This is a genomic window from Alteromonas sp. CyTr2, from assembly GCF_947311905.1.
Classification (GTDB): domain Bacteria; phylum Pseudomonadota; class Gammaproteobacteria; order Enterobacterales; family Alteromonadaceae; genus Alteromonas; species Alteromonas macleodii.
In genome coordinates, this window is sequence record NZ_CAMZMZ010000005.1 from 142201 (window position 1) to 158948 (window position 16748).

Genomic DNA, 16748 nt, shown 5'->3' on the forward strand with positions numbered 1-16748 from the left:
CTAATCAGGAGTTACCATGTCTAAGCCTCTGGCCCTTACCGAGCTGGTTCTGCGTGATGCCCACCAATCCCTTCTTGCTACGCGCATGCGTATTGAAGATATGCTTCCCATAGCGGAAAAACTAGATAAAGCTGGCTTTTGGTCAGTTGAATCTTGGGGTGGTGCTACATTTGATGCCTGTATTCGTTATTTAGGGGAAGACCCTTGGGAGCGCATCAGAAAGCTAAAAGCAGCCATGCCTAACACGAAACAGCAAATGCTGTTGCGTGGTCAAAACCTATTGGGTTACCGCCATTATGCTGACGATGTTGTCACTCGCTTTGTAGAGCGTGCTCACGAAAGTGGCGTAGATGTATTTAGAATTTTTGATGCCATGAATGACATTAGAAATTTGAAAACCGCAATAAAAGCGACCATAGACAGTGGCGCTCACGCGCAAGGGACAATTTCTTATACGGTAAGCCCTGTGCACAATCTTAAGCTTTGGCTCGAAATGGCGAAACAGCTTGAAGACCTAGGGGTTCATTCTATCTGCGTAAAAGATATGGCTGGGCTTTTAAAACCGTACGAGTGCGAGGCATTGATTACCGGATTAAAAGAAACGGTTGATGTACCTATTGCCATGCAGTGCCATGCCACAACAGGGTTGAGTACGGCGACGTATCAAAAAGCTATCGATGCCGGCATTGATATGCTGGACACGGCTATTTCTTCAATGAGCATGACTTATGGTCATAGTGCAACTGAGACCATGGTTTCTATCGTAGAAGGTACAGAGCGCGATACGGGTATTGCACTACCCGAACTAGAAGAAATTGCCAGTTACTTCAGAGAGGTAAGAAAGAAATACAGCAAGTTCGAAGGCAGTCTCAAAGGGGTAGATGCACGTATTCTTTTGGCTCAAGTACCGGGCGGAATGCTAACCAACATGGAAAGTCAGCTTAAAGAGCAGGGCGCTGAAGATAAATTCGAAGAAGTGTTAAAAGAAATTCCACGGGTAAGGGAAGATCTTGGGTTCATTCCTCTTGTTACGCCAACCTCACAAATCGTGGGCACGCAGTCAGTGCTTAACGTACTCACCGGCGAGCGTTACAAAAGCATTACAAAAGAAACCGCAGGCGTTCTTAAAGGTGAATATGGCGCTACCGCAGCACCAGTAAACAAGGAGTTGCAGGCGCGTGTGCTTGATGGCGCAGAGCCCGTGACATGTCGCCCTGCTGACAATATTGCACCAGAGCTGGATACACTGAGTAAAGAGCTTGATGAACTGGCTGAGAAAAAGCAACTCTCGCTGTCAGACGATAAAATTGATGATGTTTTGACTTATGCCTTATTCCCGCAGATAGGCCTAAAGTTTATCGAAAACCGCGGCAACCCTGATGCGTTTGAACCTGCACCTAGCGCGCAAGAGTCGCAAAGCTCGAGTGCGCCGCCTAAGCCTGCTGAAGCCAAGTCAAGCTCACAAGGGGCTACCGCGAGTGAAACTTACGACGTAAACGTAGATGGAAGAGTGTATCGCGTAGAAGTGGCACCTTCAGGTACGCTGACGAGCGTTACACCTGCTAGTGGCTCTCAGACGCAAGCACAGCCTCAAACTAAGAATGCTGCGCCATCAGACTCTAACTCTTCTCAGTCTATTGATGCACCGCTTGCAGGTAACGTATTTAAAGTTTTGGTGAGAAACGGCGACAGCGTGTCAGAAGGCGATGTGGTGATGATCCTTGAAGCCATGAAAATGGAGACAGAGATCCGCTCCGCATACACCGGTACGGTCACCGACATTACTGTTAGTGAAGGCGATGCCGTAACCAGTGGTCAACCGTTAATCTTATTGGGGTAGTACATGGATAAGTTAATGGTACTTTGGGATAGTACCGCGCTTGCGCACTTTGAAGCCGGCCAGCTTATAATGATGGCGGTGGGTTTCGGCTTGTTGTACTTGGCCATTGTTAAAAAGTTTGAGCCATTGCTTTTACTGCCCATTGGTTTTGGTGCATTGCTTACTAATATCCCTATTGCTGGTTTTTCAGAAGCGGGTGGGTTGCTGCACTACATATACAAAATCGGCATAGATACAGGGGTATTTCCTCTGCTCATCTTTATGGGCGTAGGCGCAATGACTGATTTCAGTGCGCTTATTGCTAACCCTAAAATGTTGTTACTTGGCGCAGCTGCGCAGTTCGGTATTTTTGCTACCTTGTTTGGCGCGATAGCGTTAAACCTTATACCTGGCTTTGAGTTTACGTTAAAAGACGCGAGTGCCATTGCTATCATAGGTGGCGCGGATGGGCCTACTGCCATTTTCCTCGCCTCACGGCTTGCGCCTGATTTGCTTGGTGCGATTGCAGTCGCTGCATACTCTTATATGGCGTTGGTACCTATTATCCAGCCACCTATCATGAAAGCGCTGACCACAAAAGAAGAGCGCGAGATAAAAATGGGTCAACTACGACCTGTGTCAAAGCGAGAGAAGATTATTTTCCCGCTTGCTGTGCTGTTTATGACTATCTTGTTTTTACCGGCCGCTACGCCGCTTGTCGGCATGTTTTGCTTCGGTAACTTAATGAAAGAGTGTGGCGTGGTAGACAGATTGAGCAAAACAGCCCAAAACGAGCTCATCAATACGGTCACTATTTTCCTTGGTTTAGCAGTAGGATCAAAGTTATCAGCGGAAGCATTCCTTACGGTCGAGACTTTAGGTATTTTGGGGCTTGGGGCTATCGCGTTTGGTATAGGCACTGCCGCAGGCGTACTCATGGCCAAGCTAATGAGTAAGCTGTCTGGTGGCAGTATAAATCCACTGATTGGCGCAGCTGGCGTCTCTGCTGTACCAATGGCAGCCAGAGTGGTGAACAAAGTTGGGCTAGAAGCTAACCCTCATAACTTCTTACTTATGCATGCAATGGGGCCTAACGTGGCTGGCGTGCTAGGTAGTGCGGTTGCCGCAGGTATTCTATTGGCTCTGGTTGGTTAGAAAGCACAAATGCATTGCTGTACAAGGGGCAATTTATTTGCCCCTTTTTTATTGCATGGCGTTTGTTCAAATAAAGGCTTTCTAGGGTTTTCTTTTTGTGACGAGTAGAGCGTGCCAGTTCGGTACGTAAGTGCGCTTCTCAAAGAAAACAGCACCCAAACGATAAGCTCTTTATTCTCGAATTGTGTTTTGTGGCACCAGAGATTGGTATGCGGTAACGAGTTTCTTAGTGCGCGTATGCTGGGGCCACCTAAAGATAGTTTCGGTCTTGCCTTCTTCTACAATTTCACCGCCTTCCATCACAATAATCCTGTCTGCAATGTGTCGTACAATACCCAAGTTGTGACTAATAAAGATAAACGCCAAGCCAAGTTCTTGCTGAAGCTTCAATATAAGATTCACCGTTTGCGAACGAATGGAAGGGTCTAACGCTGCAAAGGGTTCATCAGCCACTAACACTTTGGGCTTTAACACAATGGCTCTGGCTAGCGCTACGCGCTGCTGCTGTCCATCAGAAAGCATATGTCGATAAAAGTAATAGTGTTCGCGCAAGAGGCCTACCTTCACCAACATATCTTCTATAATTGGTTTGCGTTCTGCTTCGCTTAGGCCTGTATTCAAACGCAATGGCTCATCCAAAATTTTTCCCACAGGAACCGATGGATTCATCGACTCGGAGCTATGCTGCAAGATCATACGAATGTCGTGGGTACGTTTTTGCTGGCTATCTTTAGACTGATATTTGGCTAAATATTTGTGTGTGTTAATTTCAATTTCACCTGCATCAGCAGGCAGTGCACCTACCAAGAGCTTAGCCAACAGGGATTTACCTGAGCGGTTTTCACCAATAATTGCAATGGTTTCACCGCGCTTTACGCTTAAGTTCACTGGACCAAGTTGAAAAACTTCAGGACGTTTTAGCCAACGTTTCCTCTCGTTATGAATAAACGTGAGATCTTTCACCTGCATGATATCCATTACAGCTTCTCCATATGTAGAGGGAAGTGACAGCTGTAATTGTGATCGTGAATTTTACGCACGGCTGGCGTTTGTACACAGGCGCGCTGTGCACGAGGGCAGCGTGGACCTAATCGACAACCAATAGGCAAATGCTGTAGAGTGGGAATTGAGCCACCAAGCGTGGGTAGCAGCGATTTCGGTGGTAAATCTTTTCTGAAGCTTGGCGCGCTGTCTAGTAATGCTTTTGTGTAAGGGTGCAGAGGGCGCTTCTTAATGTGCTTCATTCTACCTGATTCTACAGTCTGCCCTGCATACAACACCGTCATAGAGTGAGACATACTTGCAATTGCCAGTAGGTCGTGACTAACAAACAAGATCGAGAGCGAGCGGGTCTGATTCAAACGCGTGAAGAGCTTCAGAATTTGTGTTTTTGTTGTAGGTTCCATTCCCCGAGTTGGGTCATCGGCGATGAGCAATTTAGGCTGTGAAACCAGGGCCATCGCAATCATGAATTTTTGACCAATGTCAGCCGGTATTTGATGAGGAAAAGCGCTTAAATAATGCTTGTGGTGCTTTATTCCTACTTTGTGAACGGTGCTTATTGCGATCTTTTTGCGGTGTTGTGCTCGTTGCCAGAACCAGCTCCCTTCAACAAATTCATCGGGAATGCTCTCTTCCAACTGCTCGCCAAGCGTTGCCGATGGGTCTAAACTTGCCTGTGGGTTTTGGAATACGACCGCTATTTCTCGGCGCATTACCTCACGACGCTGCTGCACAGACATACTCAGCAGGTTTTCACCATTCCAACTCATGCGGTCAGCCGTTAAATTCCATTGGCTAGGAAGGGCTCCGCAAATGGCGGACACGATCAAGCTTTTGCCTGAGCCAGATTCTCCTACCAGTGCGCGAATTTCCCCGCTGCTAACCGACAGGTTAACCTTGTCCAACGCTTTAATTGCGCCATCGCTGCTCTGCATTTCCAAGGTGAGGTTTTTAATATCAAGCATTGGCATATTAATGACTCACTCTTTTTCTAAGTGCTGAACGCAAACCGTCGCCCACAATATTGATAGATAGCACCATGAAGAATATTGCCATGCCGGGGACGGCAACGTTCCACGGTGCTAGATAAGCAACATCTAGCCCATCAGCTAGAATAACGCCAAGTTCAGGAAGCGGTGACTGTGCGCCTAAATTCAGAAAACCAAGTGCAGATATGTCGATAACGGCAATAGAAAGTGCAAGCGTGCCCTGTACAACCAGCATTTCGGTCATGTTGGGTAGTATAGAATGAACAAAAAGTTGCCATCTACTGGCACCGTCCAATTTAGACGCCACTATATATTCTTTTTTCATTTCGGCGCGCACAAAACTTCTTGTGTGGTGCACAAACTGTGGAATAAGTGCAAGGGTAATTGCCCACATGCTGTTAACCAGACCGGTACCCAATATTGCAACGATAATAATCGCAATAAGTAGCGTGGGAATGGCCATAAGTGCATCGAGTAAGTGGTTGACGATACTTGAACGAACACCTCGCAGCATGCCAGCAAAGGTCCCAAGGCTAACGCCGACTAACATGGCAAGCACAACAGTAATGAATGCGGAGCCTAGTGTGATGCGACACCCATAAATTATGCGGGTAAATAGGTCTCTACCCAACGCATCAGTACCGAAAATGTGCGATATAGAGCCATTAGCTAACCAGCTAGGCGGTATTAACAGTCCGTCGATATTTTGTTCCACGGCATCATAGGGAGTGATGATTGGTGCGAACAGCGCGCAAACAACAAACAACGCCAGCATAATCAGGCCAAGCATGGCGATGTGGCTCGCTTTAAATGATGCCCAAGTCCGTTGCCACGGCGACGGATGGAATTCTTCGTCGTATAAACTAAACTGTGGCACGTTCGTATTTCTCTCTGCTTGGGTCAATCATTCGGTTAAACAAATCAACGAGAATCGTGAGTGTAATTACTACCGTGGATACTGCCATCATACCAATTCTAAGGGCAGGGTAATCTCGCTGATAAATAGCTTGAATCAGCCAATTACCGATCCCCGGCCAAGAAAACAAGGTTTCGACAATCATCGCGTTCGTTATTAATGTCGTAATTTGTATCGCCATTAGCGGTAAAATGGGCAGTAACGCGTTGCGCAGAATATGACGAAAGAATATCTGCCAACTTGAAAGGCCTCTAGATATTGCTGCAGCGATATAGGGGCGGTGTTTCACGTCTATAACAGAACGTCTTGTTATACGTATCATCGAAGCGGTGGCGATAGCACCAATGGCAAACGTAGGTAATGCTAAGTGCGATAACGCATCCTTGAAGGCTAAGGTCTTGTTTTCTACGTCAGACAATAATATATCAATGAGAATAAAGCCTGACACGGGTTCGATGTTATAAAGCAAACTGATACGACCCGACAGCGGTGCAGCGTCTAGCTGCAAACTGAAAACCAATATAAGCAGGAGCGCAAACCAAAAAACAGGAAAAGAATAGGTTGTTATACTTGCACTATTTATTAGGTGATCCGACGTTGAATAGCTGCGAATCCCTGCATAATAACCAAGCGGTATTCCAATGAATAAGGCCATCAACATGGCATAGGTTGCCAGTTCTATTGTGGCTGGCATCGCAATACCTACCTCTTCTCTTAACGGCAGGCCTGACGTAAAGCTGTATCCCCAGTCACCAGTGAGCAAATTGCCTACATAATAGAAAAACTGGAAAATATAGGGCTGATCTAGTTTAAATTGCCGCTCCAATGCCGCGCGTTGAATTTCATTTTGCGGCACGAGTCCTGTTAGGTTTTCAAGTGTATCGCCTGGAAAAAGGTAGGCGAGTGAAAACGACATAATCGCTAACACCAAAAGCGTTAATATAAATAAAGTGCAGTATCTTACGAGGATCTGGATCACAGTGCTTTTTTTACTCCACCAAAGCGTACACCGCCAAAGGGATTAATGGTCATTCCTTCTAGTTCATTCCTGTATGCCTGATAGCGATAGGCATGTGCGATGGGAACAAGAGGAAGGCGTTCGTATAATAATCGGTTAACTTGCCGGTATATGGCTGTGCGTTCTTCAATATCATCTGTCTGAAGAGCGTCGTTGAGTAACTTATCATAGTCTTCACTGCACCACATGGCACGATTTGTACCAGAGGGTATAGCGCCACAGCTCAATAGCGGACGATAGAAGTTATCTGGGTCTCCGTTGTCGGCAGACCAACCAATTAATACCGAGTCGTGCAGGCCTTCCTGAAGATGGCGTCTGAAGGTAGTCCAATCGTAACTGACAATGGTTGCTTCTACGCCTACATCACGCAAATAACGCTGAATGAGCTCGGCCATCTTTGTTGCGTTAGGATTGTAAGAGCGTTCAACAGGCATAGCCCATATCGTCATAGAAAAGCCGGCCTTAACTCCGGCGTCAGCTAATAATTTGCGCGCTAGAACTGGATTGTAGGCGGTATCGTCTGCGTCATTTTGAAACGCCCAGCTTGCCGCAGGCAGCAGGGTCTTAGCTCTAGTAGCACTGTCAAAATACACCGCTTCTAGCAATGTGTTCTTATCGATTGCGGCCGCTAGCGCACGTCTTACATCTGGGTTATCAAAAGGAGGGCGTTGAGTGTTAAACGCCCAAAATCCAATGTTTAGTCCTGGTTTTTCCGCTAGCGTCAGATCTTCTTTTGCCCGAATCACTTCAAGTTCAGTCTGTGCAGGAAAAGCGGTAGCGTCACATTCACCTGTCATTAATTTAGCCAGTCTCAGTGAGCTTCTTGGCGTAATGTCAAATATAAGCTGCTCTACAACAGGGCGCGTTTCGTCACCGTTTTGTGCTGTACCATCTTGAACAGTATCTTCGCCACCTTGGCCATTTTCAACTTCTTGGTTGGCACTCTCTACAGTATTGTTATCGCTTAGGACTTCATCACTCGTAGGCGCATCTTCCATTTGGTCACGCCAATAGTTGTCGTGGCGCAGGAACTTAATGAAATGATCTTTGCGATAGCTATCGAATTTAAAGGGGCCAGTACCTACTGGAAGCTCATCGATTTTGCCTGGCGTGCCGGTCTGTGCCAGCTGGTTAGCATATTCTTCTGATAAGATAACGGCGAAATCGGTTGCTAGATTTGCCAAAAATGAGCTATCCCTGCGCTTAAGTGTAATTTCAACGCGGTAGCCGTTTACGCGCTCTACCGACGCGATATTTTGTGCAAGGCCTATGCTTTCGAAGTAGGGATAGCGCCCACCAGATACGTAATGGTATGGATGGGAGCGTAGGCGCCATCTGTCTATACTGAAGATAACATCGTCGGCGCTAAAGTTTCGTGTTGGCGTGAAGTAGCGCGTATTGTGAAACCATACATCCTTTCTCAGTTGAAAAGCGTAGGTAAGACCGTCATCACTCACTAACCAACTACTCGCCAAACTAGGCACGATGCGGCCAGACTCAGGGTCGAAATCAAGCAATCTGTCGTAGAGTTGGTGTGAAGATGCATCTGACGTTGTACTTGATGTATCTAGCTGCGGATTGAAGGTAACTGGATTGCTTTCAGAGCAGTATATAATACCCGTATTGTAAAACGCTTGTTTGTTCTGCTTAGCACAGGATGCAACAAGAAGCGCTGTACATATACATAATGACAAACGCTTTACCAAACCATGGGACATGCTTTACGCCTCGACGCTTTCCGCGGAAGAATCTAGTAAGTTATATTTTTTGAGATAGCCTCGCAGCTGATGATACGTCAGGCTCAATTTTTCAGCAGTCTTCTTCTGATTAAACTGACTGTCAGCAAGTGCCTGTTTTATCATATCTATCTCATGTTGTTGAGAACGTTCTTTCAAATCTATGGGATATTCAACAATTTCTGGCTTTTTCACTGGTGCCAGTGGCGTAATGTCTGCACTTTCAATGCGTTCATTGGTGGCAGCGGCCTCTGAAGGGGACTGAGTAACGGGTGAGTCGGACGTATTCACTCTGTCATTGGTCTTCACTCTACCTTTCGGGCGATAAGCTGACTCAAAGGGGTCAAGAACGATTTCATGTACGGGCAGATGAGGATTATTTGTTCGATACACTGCACGTTCGACCACGTTCTTTAGTTCACGTATATTTCCTGGCCAATCGTAGTCAAGAAGGGTCCGCTTTGCCTTCTCTGTAAAGCCGCTGAATAATTCCATTTCCATTTCACGGGCCATATTAATAGCAAAGTTTTCTGCCAACATCATGATATCTTCCCTACGCTCGCGTAGCGGAGGAATGGTAATTACGTCAAAGGCAAGTCGGTCGAGTAAGTCTGCACGAAATTCACCTGCATCGGCAAGCGCGGGCAAGTCTTCGTTTGTAGCTGCAATAAGGCGTACGTCAGTTTTTACTGACTTGCTTCCGCCAACGCGCTCAAATTCGCCATATTCGACAACGCGCAGTAGCTTCTCCTGAATAAGGCCAGAAGTATTAGCCAGTTCATCAAGAAATAAGGTGCCGTTGTGGGCCACTTCAAAGCGACCTTCGCGGCGTTTTGAGGCACCGGTGAACGCACCTGCTTCATAACCGAATAATTCACTCTCCAATAGGCTTTCACTTAAGGCAGCACAATTAAGCTTAATATAGTTCTGATCCCAGCGCTTAGATAAGAAGTGAAGTCGCGCGGCAATAAGCTCTTTACCTGTGCCTCGCTCACCTATTACCAGCACAGGTTTATCTAGCGGTGCAATTTGTGAAATTTGCTCTAAAACTTCTAGAAAACTATTCGCTTGGCCAAGTAAATTGTCTTGCTGTCGATACCTACTCATTAAATACCTCAAAAGTTAGTCATTTCGACCAATTAATAGTGTAGAACAAAACATATTGAGAAACGAGTATTATTTGAACTTATAAAAAGTGTATGAAAAATAGCAGGTTAGCACAGTTGTAAAGTTGGCAAGCATATTGAATACAACTAATACCAAGAGTAACCTATTTATCAAGTGTGGTGTTTTTTAAACACTTACCATTTTTAGCAAGAGGTAATTATTATGGGTATCTTCTCGCGTTTTACAGATATTGTGAATTCGAATATTAATGCGCTTTTAGATAAAGCGGAAGATCCTGAGAAAATGGTTAGATTAATCATTCAGGAAATGGAAGACACATTGGTTGAGGTGCGCTCAGCATCAGCAAAGACCTTAGCCAACAAAAAAGAAATTGTTAATCAAATTGCAAAGTATGAAAGCGATGCAAGCGACTGGGAAGCCAAAGCTGAGCTTGCTTTGAGCAAAGACAGAGAAGATTTGGCGCGTGCTGCGCTGCAGGAAAAGAAGAAGTCTGCAGAAGCTGCTGAAGCGTTAAGTAAAGAGCTGGCTATTGTTGATGAGCAAATCAGCAAACTTCAGGATGAAATTGGTCAGCTTCAAGAAAAGCTAGCGGATGCGAAGAGTCGCCAAAAAGCGATTATTATGCGCCAGAAAACTGCAAGCTCTCGTCTTGAAGTGAAAAAGACGCTGGATAGCACTAAAGTAGATAATGCGATGGGACGCTTTGAGCAATATGAGCGTAAAATCGATGACCTTGAGTCGCAGGTTGAAGCTTACGATCTAGGTAAGAAAACGTTACAGGATGAGTTTGCTGAACTAGAGGCCAGTGACAAAGTTGAAGACGAACTTGCTGCGCTTAAAGCGAAAGTAAAAGGTGCAAACACAAGCACCGAAAAATCAGAATAATAAGAATAGGGTGTACCCTCCTGATGTGAAATCGGAAGGAGGGTAATTACATCAGAGTTTGTAGGAGAGATTGAGATGGATGAAGGTACGATTGCAATGTTGGTGATGCCCCTTGTGGTGTTTTCAATATTCGTTGCTCCAATTTGGCTAATATTACACTATCGAAGCAAGAAGCAAGTGAATCAGGGATTGAGTGCAGAAGAGCACGCATCTTTGCAAGACTTAGCCGAGAAAGCCGAGAAAATGAGCGAACGCATTGAAACTCTAGAGGCCATTTTAGACAGCGAGGCACCTGAGTGGAGGAATAGAGCATGAGAAACGGTAAGCAGCTCTATCGCAACCCAGAAAATGCAAGAATTGCAGGCGTGTGCTCGGGTGTAGCTGAATATTTCGGCTTAGAAACTTGGTTAGTAAGGATTTTAGTTGTAACAGGTTTCTTCTTGTTAGCCGGACCTTTCATCTTTGTTGCATACATTGCAGCTTGGTTCATTCTCGATAAAAAACCTGTTGGGTTAAAAAATGCGCCAACGCAACCTGTTTTCTCAAAAGGTAAGGGATGGACAAATCCCAACGGTGGTCAGGTAAAAAGCCCAAAAGTGGAAGTGAAAACGAAAGTTTGGCAGGCGGGCGAGCCACCAAAACAAGCGTTTCACGATATTCGCAATCGTTTTGAAAAAGCAGAAGTTCGACTTCGTAAAATGGAAACTTATGTAACGTCTCGCGAATATCAACTCAATAAAGAAATTAGCCGCCTTTAATTGGCGATGGCGCACCAAGCAAACTTGAATGAAGCCGCTCGTAATGAGCGGTTTTTTGTTATATAAAACAATGCGTTTACTTGGTTTTGTAAAATTCCTGTTACAGCAAAATCGAGTCGCTCGTAAGGGCTTACACTTTTCGACGTCGCGAATTTCATTAGACTGATAGACAAGTTTTTCAACTCTTATTGGTTACAGAAGTTATGCCAAAATCAACGCAATACCAGTCGAGACAATCTGACGAGAATGGCATTATCCATTGGTCAGACGAAGAGAACCAAATTTGGTCTGAACTCTATGCGAGACAAATTCCGCTGGTGAAAGAAAGAGCGTGCCAAGAATACTTGGACGGGCTTGATTTGTTGAAGTTAAATGAAAAGGAAATCCCTCAGCTACCCGACATCAACAAAGTACTGATGGAGAAAACGGGTTGGCAAACAGCTGAAGTGCCTGCGTTAATTAATTTTGGCGAATTTTTCAGATTACTGGCGAATAAGCAATTTCCTGTTGCCACTTTTATACGCACCAGAGAAGAATTCGATTATTTGCAGGAGCCGGATATTTTCCATGAAGTTTTCGGTCATTGTCCGCTACTAACCAATCCCGCATTTGCTCATTTTACTCACACTTACGGAAAGTTGGGCCTTGCTGCCAGCAAAGAAGACCGAGTTTATCTTGCTCGTCTTTATTGGTTCACCGTAGAGTTTGGATTGGTGAGAGCCAAAGATGAATTGAAGATATACGGTGGAGGCATCTTATCTTCTCCTGGCGAGACAATATATGCGTTAGACAGCGACACACCTCTGCGTAACCCGCTCACTGCTATTGATGCATTAAGAACACCTTATCGCATCGATATTATGCAGCCTCTTTATTATATCTTACCGGAATTCGACCATCTGTTTGAATTAGCGGAAATGGATATTATGGCACTCGTAGAAGAAGCGAAGTCTTTAGGGCTATTTTCCCCACTTTTCCCACCTAAAGAGAAAAAAGCCAGCTAACACTATTGTTAATTAAATGTGTTTTATATAGGATGCCGCTCACTGAAGCGGCATCTTTTTTATTTGGTATGTGCGGCCTTTTAATCATGCTCTCTGCGCGTTCTTAAATGTGTGATTCATCGCAAATTTAACCATCTGTAACATTTATCTTGTTATCTTTTTGTAAAAGTATGGTATTCTGTACATATATGTTTACAAAATAGCTATAACACCCTATGCGTCTAGAAATAAGCTGTCAGGACCGTCTTGGTATCACTCAAGATGTTTTAGATATTCTCGTTACTAAAGAAATAGATTTACGCGGTATTGAAATTGACCCTGCGGGAAAAATTTTCCTTAATTTTCCCAATATCGAATTTGCAGATTTTCAACACCTCATGCCTCAAATTCGCCGCATCGATGGTATCGACGATGTGAAGACGACGCTTTTCATGCCAGGAGAGCGTGAAAAAAATCAGCTTTCCGCTATTTTAAGAACGTTGCCCGACCCTGTGTTTTCTATCGATGCGAAAGGAAATATCTTGCTATGCAATGAAGCGGTGTGCGCGGGGCTAGAAATTCCGAGTAGCGAAATAGAAGGCATTGAAATTGGCGAAGTTGTGAAAGGCTTTAACTTTACCAAATGGATGGACGGTAAATCGCCTGGCCCTCAGTCTTCGAAAGTGAAGTTTATTCAACAGGATTACCTAGCCGATATGCTGCCTATTACCGTACCTGACGGCGAGCAGAATATGATCATGGCAGGTGCTGTGGTGATATTAAAATCAGAGATGCGACTAGGGCAACAATTTACCGCGTTCCATCAGTCTCCCACTGATAGCTTTGACCGCTTTGTCACTCAATCTCCGTTTATGAAGCGAGTCGTTCATGAAGCCAAGCGAATAGCTGATTTGGATGCACCTATTTTAATTTTTGGTGAAACAGGCACAGGCAAGGAAATGATTGCCAGAGCCTGTCACCAGTCTAGCCGTCGCAGTGAAGGAGCATTTTTAGCTTTAAACTGCGCGTCTTTACCTGACAGCGTGGCAGAAACCGAATTATTCGGTTACGCAGCGGGGGCATTCAATCAGCCTAATGCAAAAGTGGGGCTATTAGAGCAAGCAAAAGGCGGTACGCTTCTTCTCGATGAAATCGCTGATATGTCTTCTCAGCTTCAAGCTAAACTGCTCCGCGTTCTAGAAGACGGCGAATTTAGAAGAGTAGGGGATTCAGAGCCAGTTAAGGTAGACGTGCGATTTATATGCACCACCTGTCGTGACTTAGGCCAGCTTGTAGAAGAAGGACGATTTAGAAAAGAACTGTACTACCGCTTAAACGTACTAAGTTTGGTTATGCCTTCTTTAAAAGACAGAAGGCAGGATATCGTTCCTCTAGCCGAGTCTTTCATCGTTCAACACAGTACCAAGTTAGGTCGCCGTCCTGCGAAACTTAGTAAATCCTGTGTTGATTTTCTGCAGCAGTACCCGTGGCCGGGCAATGTGAGACAGCTACAGAATGCGTTGTATCGCGCGTTATCACTCCTTGACGGTAAGGAGATTACCAAGGAAGACATCCAGCTTCCAAGTTGTGCGCCAAGCGTCACTTATATTGACGAAAACTTTGACGGCACATTAGACGAAGAAGTGAAGAAGTTTGAAAAGGACTTGCTCAAGCGGTTATATCCTTCCTACCCAAGTACCCGTCAATTGGCTAAAAAACTGGGGTTAAGTCATACGGCAATTGCAAATAAGTTACGTGAATACGGCATTAACAAGGCAACGGTAAAGCTTTAATTATATGGGAGCATTGACCTTTGCCATAGGGTGAGGGTTAATGTGACCAAGTATATTTGACGTCGTTTAGCAAAGTAAAAATGGCAAATGGTCTACGCCAATTTTTATATCGTTAATGCGTTTTTGTGCCTCAGAGCAATATCAATTCATCTGTTACGATAAATTTACATCGCCCACGGAGCAAGCGGGCAGCGCTATACCTGCTCAACAGAGGCTTACTAGCGTACATCCTTTCTTACAGCCAAATAAAACTTCGTCAACAGATCACTTCTCAACGCACACCAACTAGTGGCATAACTATAATCATGGAATTGTGTGTGATGCTGCCGCGTAAAAAGATATAGGTCTTTTATTCAGAACGTATTAATAAAAGACAAGAGCGCCAAGCTGATGAATAATTTTTCGAGGAAAGAACAATGAAACTAGCAACCTATAAGAATGAAACCCGAGATGGCTGCCTAATGGTAGTGTCGAAGGACCTTTCTCGAGCATGCAGTGCACAGGACATTGCGAAAACGATGCAAGACGCACTGGATAATTGGAAAGAGATTGCCCCTCAGCTACAGATGAAATACCAAGCGCTAAATGATAATGCGTGTGACAGCGTGCCGTTTGACGCATCTCGCTGTGAGTCGCCTCTGCCTAGAGCTTACCAATGGGCTGATGGAAGTGCTTACGTGAACCATGTGGAATTGGTGCGAAAGGCGCGTAATGCAGAAATGCCGGAAAGCTTTTGGACTGACCCATTGATGTATCAAGGTGGTTCCGATGACTTTATTGGACCCGAAGATGACATCATACTTCCAAGTGATGATTGGGGAATCGATTTTGAAGGTGAAGTCGCTGTTGTTACCGATGATGTTCCTATGGCGTGTACGCCTGAACAAGCTTCAGAGCGCATTCGACTTATTATGTTAGTTAACGACGTGTCACTTAGAGGGTTAATCCCAGGCGAACTGGCGAAGGGGTTTGGCTTCTTCCAATCAAAACCTGCGTCTAGCTTTTCTCCGGTTGCTGTAACACCAGATGAATTAGGTGATGCGTGGAAAGATAGCAAAGTGCACTTGCCTTTGCGTTCAACCTACAATGGTGAACTATTCGGTAAGCCTGAAGCGGGTCAGGACATGACGTTTGATTTTGGTCAGCTAGTCGCGCATGCCGCCAAGAGCAGAAACCTAGGTGCAGGTGCTATCATCGGCTCGGGTACAGTGTCTAATAAACAGGGTACAGATCATGGCTCTGCCATCGCTGAAGGCGGTGTGGGTTATTCATGTATTGCAGAAGTGCGCATGATTGAGACTATTCGAGACGGCAAACCTTCTACTCCTTTCATGCAGTTTGGCGATCGTATACGCATAGAAATGCTAGATAAAGAAGGTCACTCTGTTTTTGGCGCCATTGAACAGCAAGTTAAGCCGCTTAGCTAAAATTTTAAAATGAAAAGTAGTGTGGGGTAATAACGCGGTTTACTCAGTAGGCACGTTGTTGTTTTCCCCACTATCATTATAAGAGGGTGTAGAGCGTTTAGATTCATCAAAGCCCTGCACTCCTACCAAAAACGTTTAATAGGTGTGGTAGTACCATGAGTATAAAACTTTACGGCTATTGGCGTTCGACCGCCTCTTACCGCGTGCGGATTGCGCTGAATTTGAAAGGGGTTGAGTACGAGTATGTACCTGTCCATCTTGTAAACAACGGTGGCGAGCAGCATAGTAGCGAATATACGCGTCTCAATCCTGCGCACCTTGTCCCTACTTTGGTTGACGAAGACGAAGATATTATTCTGAATCAATCGCTATCAATCATCGAATATCTTGATGAACGGTATGAAGGCGAACACCAGCTGGTTCCTGAACATCGAACAGAGAGAGCCAGAGTCAGAGCGCTAGCACAAGATATCGCGTGTGATATTCAGCCTTTGGGTAATCTACGTGTACTGAATGCGCTAAAAGGGAATTTTGAGGCGTCACAAGATGATGTGGCGAAGTGGGCATCCCACTGGATAACGCTGGGGTTCGACGGCATTGAAAAGCGTCTTCAGACCCAAGCTGGAAAGTTCTGCTTTGATTTCGATGTTACGCTGGCTGACATTTGCTTAGTACCCCAAGTGTATAATGCGCAACGTTTTAACGTCGATATGAGTCGCTACCCTTTAATTAGTAAGATAGCGAAGAACTGTAACGAGTTAGATGCTTTTGAGCGGGCTAAGCCCGAAAATCAAATAGACGCCACTTAGACTGACGGGGTAGAGTAGAAATGTACTCTGACCCTGAGGTATCCCCACAAATAATATTGCGATATCAATAAGATAAAAAAGATAGGAACATTCATGACGTTTGGTGATCAGATCAATCGCCAAACTTCACTGAGGCCAAACAGTCATGAATGCCCTATCTATTGTGAACAAAGTCGTATCGCTTGTCAGCTATAAAATGCATAAAACTCGTCGGAATGCAGTAACGGCGTGCGTTAAGAGCCTGCTCAACGGTAGCGCTGCAACCGTAACCAGCATAGGTCGAGGAATTAAGACTAAAGCCTTTGAGAAACACCGGATTAAACGTGCCGA

Annotated in this window: 15 protein-coding genes and 1 pseudogene; 10 read left to right on the forward strand and 6 right to left on the reverse strand. The window is 45.1% G+C overall.

What is annotated here, in order from left to right; all coding sequences use genetic code 11:
• Nucleotides 1-16: 16 nt before the first annotated feature.
• Both oadA and QME20_RS05190 read left to right on the forward strand, forming a co-directional pair.
• Nucleotides 17-1840 (forward strand): sodium-extruding oxaloacetate decarboxylase subunit alpha, encoded by a 1824-nt coding sequence (oadA, locus tag QME20_RS05185; RefSeq protein ID WP_168463663.1) that lies wholly within the window; start codon nucleotides 17-19, stop codon nucleotides 1838-1840.
• A 3-nt stretch (nucleotides 1841-1843) separates the two neighbouring features.
• On the forward strand, nucleotides 1844-2974 hold the full coding sequence (locus QME20_RS05190; RefSeq protein WP_014948675.1) for a sodium ion-translocating decarboxylase subunit beta: 1131 nt from the start codon (nucleotides 1844-1846) through the stop codon (nucleotides 2972-2974).
• 171 nt (nucleotides 2975-3145) lie between these two features.
• On the opposite strand, the gene QME20_RS05195 is transcribed toward QME20_RS05190, so the two are convergent.
• The 6 genes from QME20_RS05195 to pspF are packed head-to-tail and all read right to left on the reverse strand — an operon-like array spanning nucleotide 3146 to nucleotide 9742.
• Entirely contained in the window at nucleotides 3146-3952 is an 807-nt protein-coding gene (locus tag QME20_RS05195; RefSeq protein WP_014948676.1) for an ATP-binding cassette domain-containing protein, read from the reverse strand.
• The gene (locus QME20_RS05200) at nucleotides 3952-4947 is read right to left on the reverse strand and encodes an oligopeptide/dipeptide ABC transporter ATP-binding protein (protein ID WP_014978627.1); all 996 of its coding nucleotides are present in this window, start codon (nucleotides 4945-4947) and stop codon (nucleotides 3952-3954) included. Before QME20_RS05200 ends, QME20_RS05195 begins: the two co-directional genes overlap by 1 nt.
• 1 nt (nucleotide 4948) lies before the next feature.
• Nucleotides 4949-5842, reverse strand: a complete 894-nt coding sequence (locus QME20_RS05205; protein ID WP_014948678.1) for an ABC transporter permease subunit — start codon at nucleotides 5840-5842, stop codon at nucleotides 4949-4951.
• The gene (locus QME20_RS05210; protein ID WP_080752378.1) at nucleotides 5829-6797 is read right to left on the reverse strand and encodes an ABC transporter permease; all 969 of its coding nucleotides are present in this window, start codon (nucleotides 6795-6797) and stop codon (nucleotides 5829-5831) included. The genes QME20_RS05205 and QME20_RS05210 overlap by 14 nt, the downstream gene beginning before the upstream one ends.
• A gap of 59 nt (nucleotides 6798-6856) precedes the next feature.
• A complete protein-coding gene (locus QME20_RS05215) occupies nucleotides 6857-8617 on the reverse strand; it encodes an ABC transporter substrate-binding protein (RefSeq protein ID WP_168532388.1) in 1761 nt (586 codons plus the stop codon).
• A gap of 3 nt (nucleotides 8618-8620) precedes the next feature.
• Nucleotides 8621-9742 carry a phage shock protein operon transcriptional activator gene (gene pspF, locus QME20_RS05220; RefSeq protein WP_039226406.1) on the reverse strand — a complete coding sequence of 374 codons (1122 nt, stop codon included), beginning with the start codon at nucleotides 9740-9742 and terminating at the stop codon, nucleotides 8621-8623.
• 222 nt (nucleotides 9743-9964) lie between these two features.
• Here pspF and pspA point away from each other — a divergent pair, with 222 nt between their 5' ends.
• From pspA to QME20_RS05260, 8 genes and pseudogenes are all read left to right on the forward strand, one after another.
• Nucleotides 9965-10648, forward strand: a complete 684-nt coding sequence (pspA, locus tag QME20_RS05225; RefSeq protein WP_014948682.1) for a phage shock protein PspA — start codon at nucleotides 9965-9967, stop codon at nucleotides 10646-10648.
• A gap of 75 nt (nucleotides 10649-10723) precedes the next feature.
• Entirely contained in the window at nucleotides 10724-10963 is a 240-nt protein-coding gene (gene pspB, locus QME20_RS05230; protein WP_014948683.1) for an envelope stress response membrane protein PspB, read from the forward strand.
• Nucleotides 10960-11406, forward strand: coding sequence for an envelope stress response membrane protein PspC (gene pspC, locus QME20_RS05235; protein WP_014948684.1), 447 nt, complete (start codon nucleotides 10960-10962; stop codon nucleotides 11404-11406). Before pspB ends, pspC begins: the two co-directional genes overlap by 4 nt.
• Before the next feature lie 203 nt (nucleotides 11407-11609).
• Complete coding sequence (phhA, locus tag QME20_RS05240; RefSeq protein WP_014948685.1) at nucleotides 11610-12410, forward strand: phenylalanine 4-monooxygenase; 801 nt, start codon at nucleotides 11610-11612, stop codon at nucleotides 12408-12410.
• A 215-nt stretch (nucleotides 12411-12625) separates the two neighbouring features.
• On the forward strand, nucleotides 12626-14182 hold the full coding sequence (gene tyrR / locus QME20_RS05245) for a transcriptional regulator TyrR (protein WP_014948686.1): 1557 nt from the start codon (nucleotides 12626-12628) through the stop codon (nucleotides 14180-14182).
• A 416-nt stretch (nucleotides 14183-14598) separates the two neighbouring features.
• Nucleotides 14599-15609, forward strand: a complete 1011-nt coding sequence (locus tag QME20_RS05250) for a fumarylacetoacetate hydrolase family protein (RefSeq protein WP_014948687.1) — start codon at nucleotides 14599-14601, stop codon at nucleotides 15607-15609.
• 155 nt (nucleotides 15610-15764) lie between these two features.
• Nucleotides 15765-16418, forward strand: coding sequence for a maleylacetoacetate isomerase (gene maiA / locus QME20_RS05255; RefSeq protein ID WP_014975930.1), 654 nt, complete (start codon nucleotides 15765-15767; stop codon nucleotides 16416-16418).
• A gap of 145 nt (nucleotides 16419-16563) precedes the next feature.
• A pseudogene (locus QME20_RS05260) lies at nucleotides 16564-16748 on the forward strand (transposase); the annotation flags it as partial.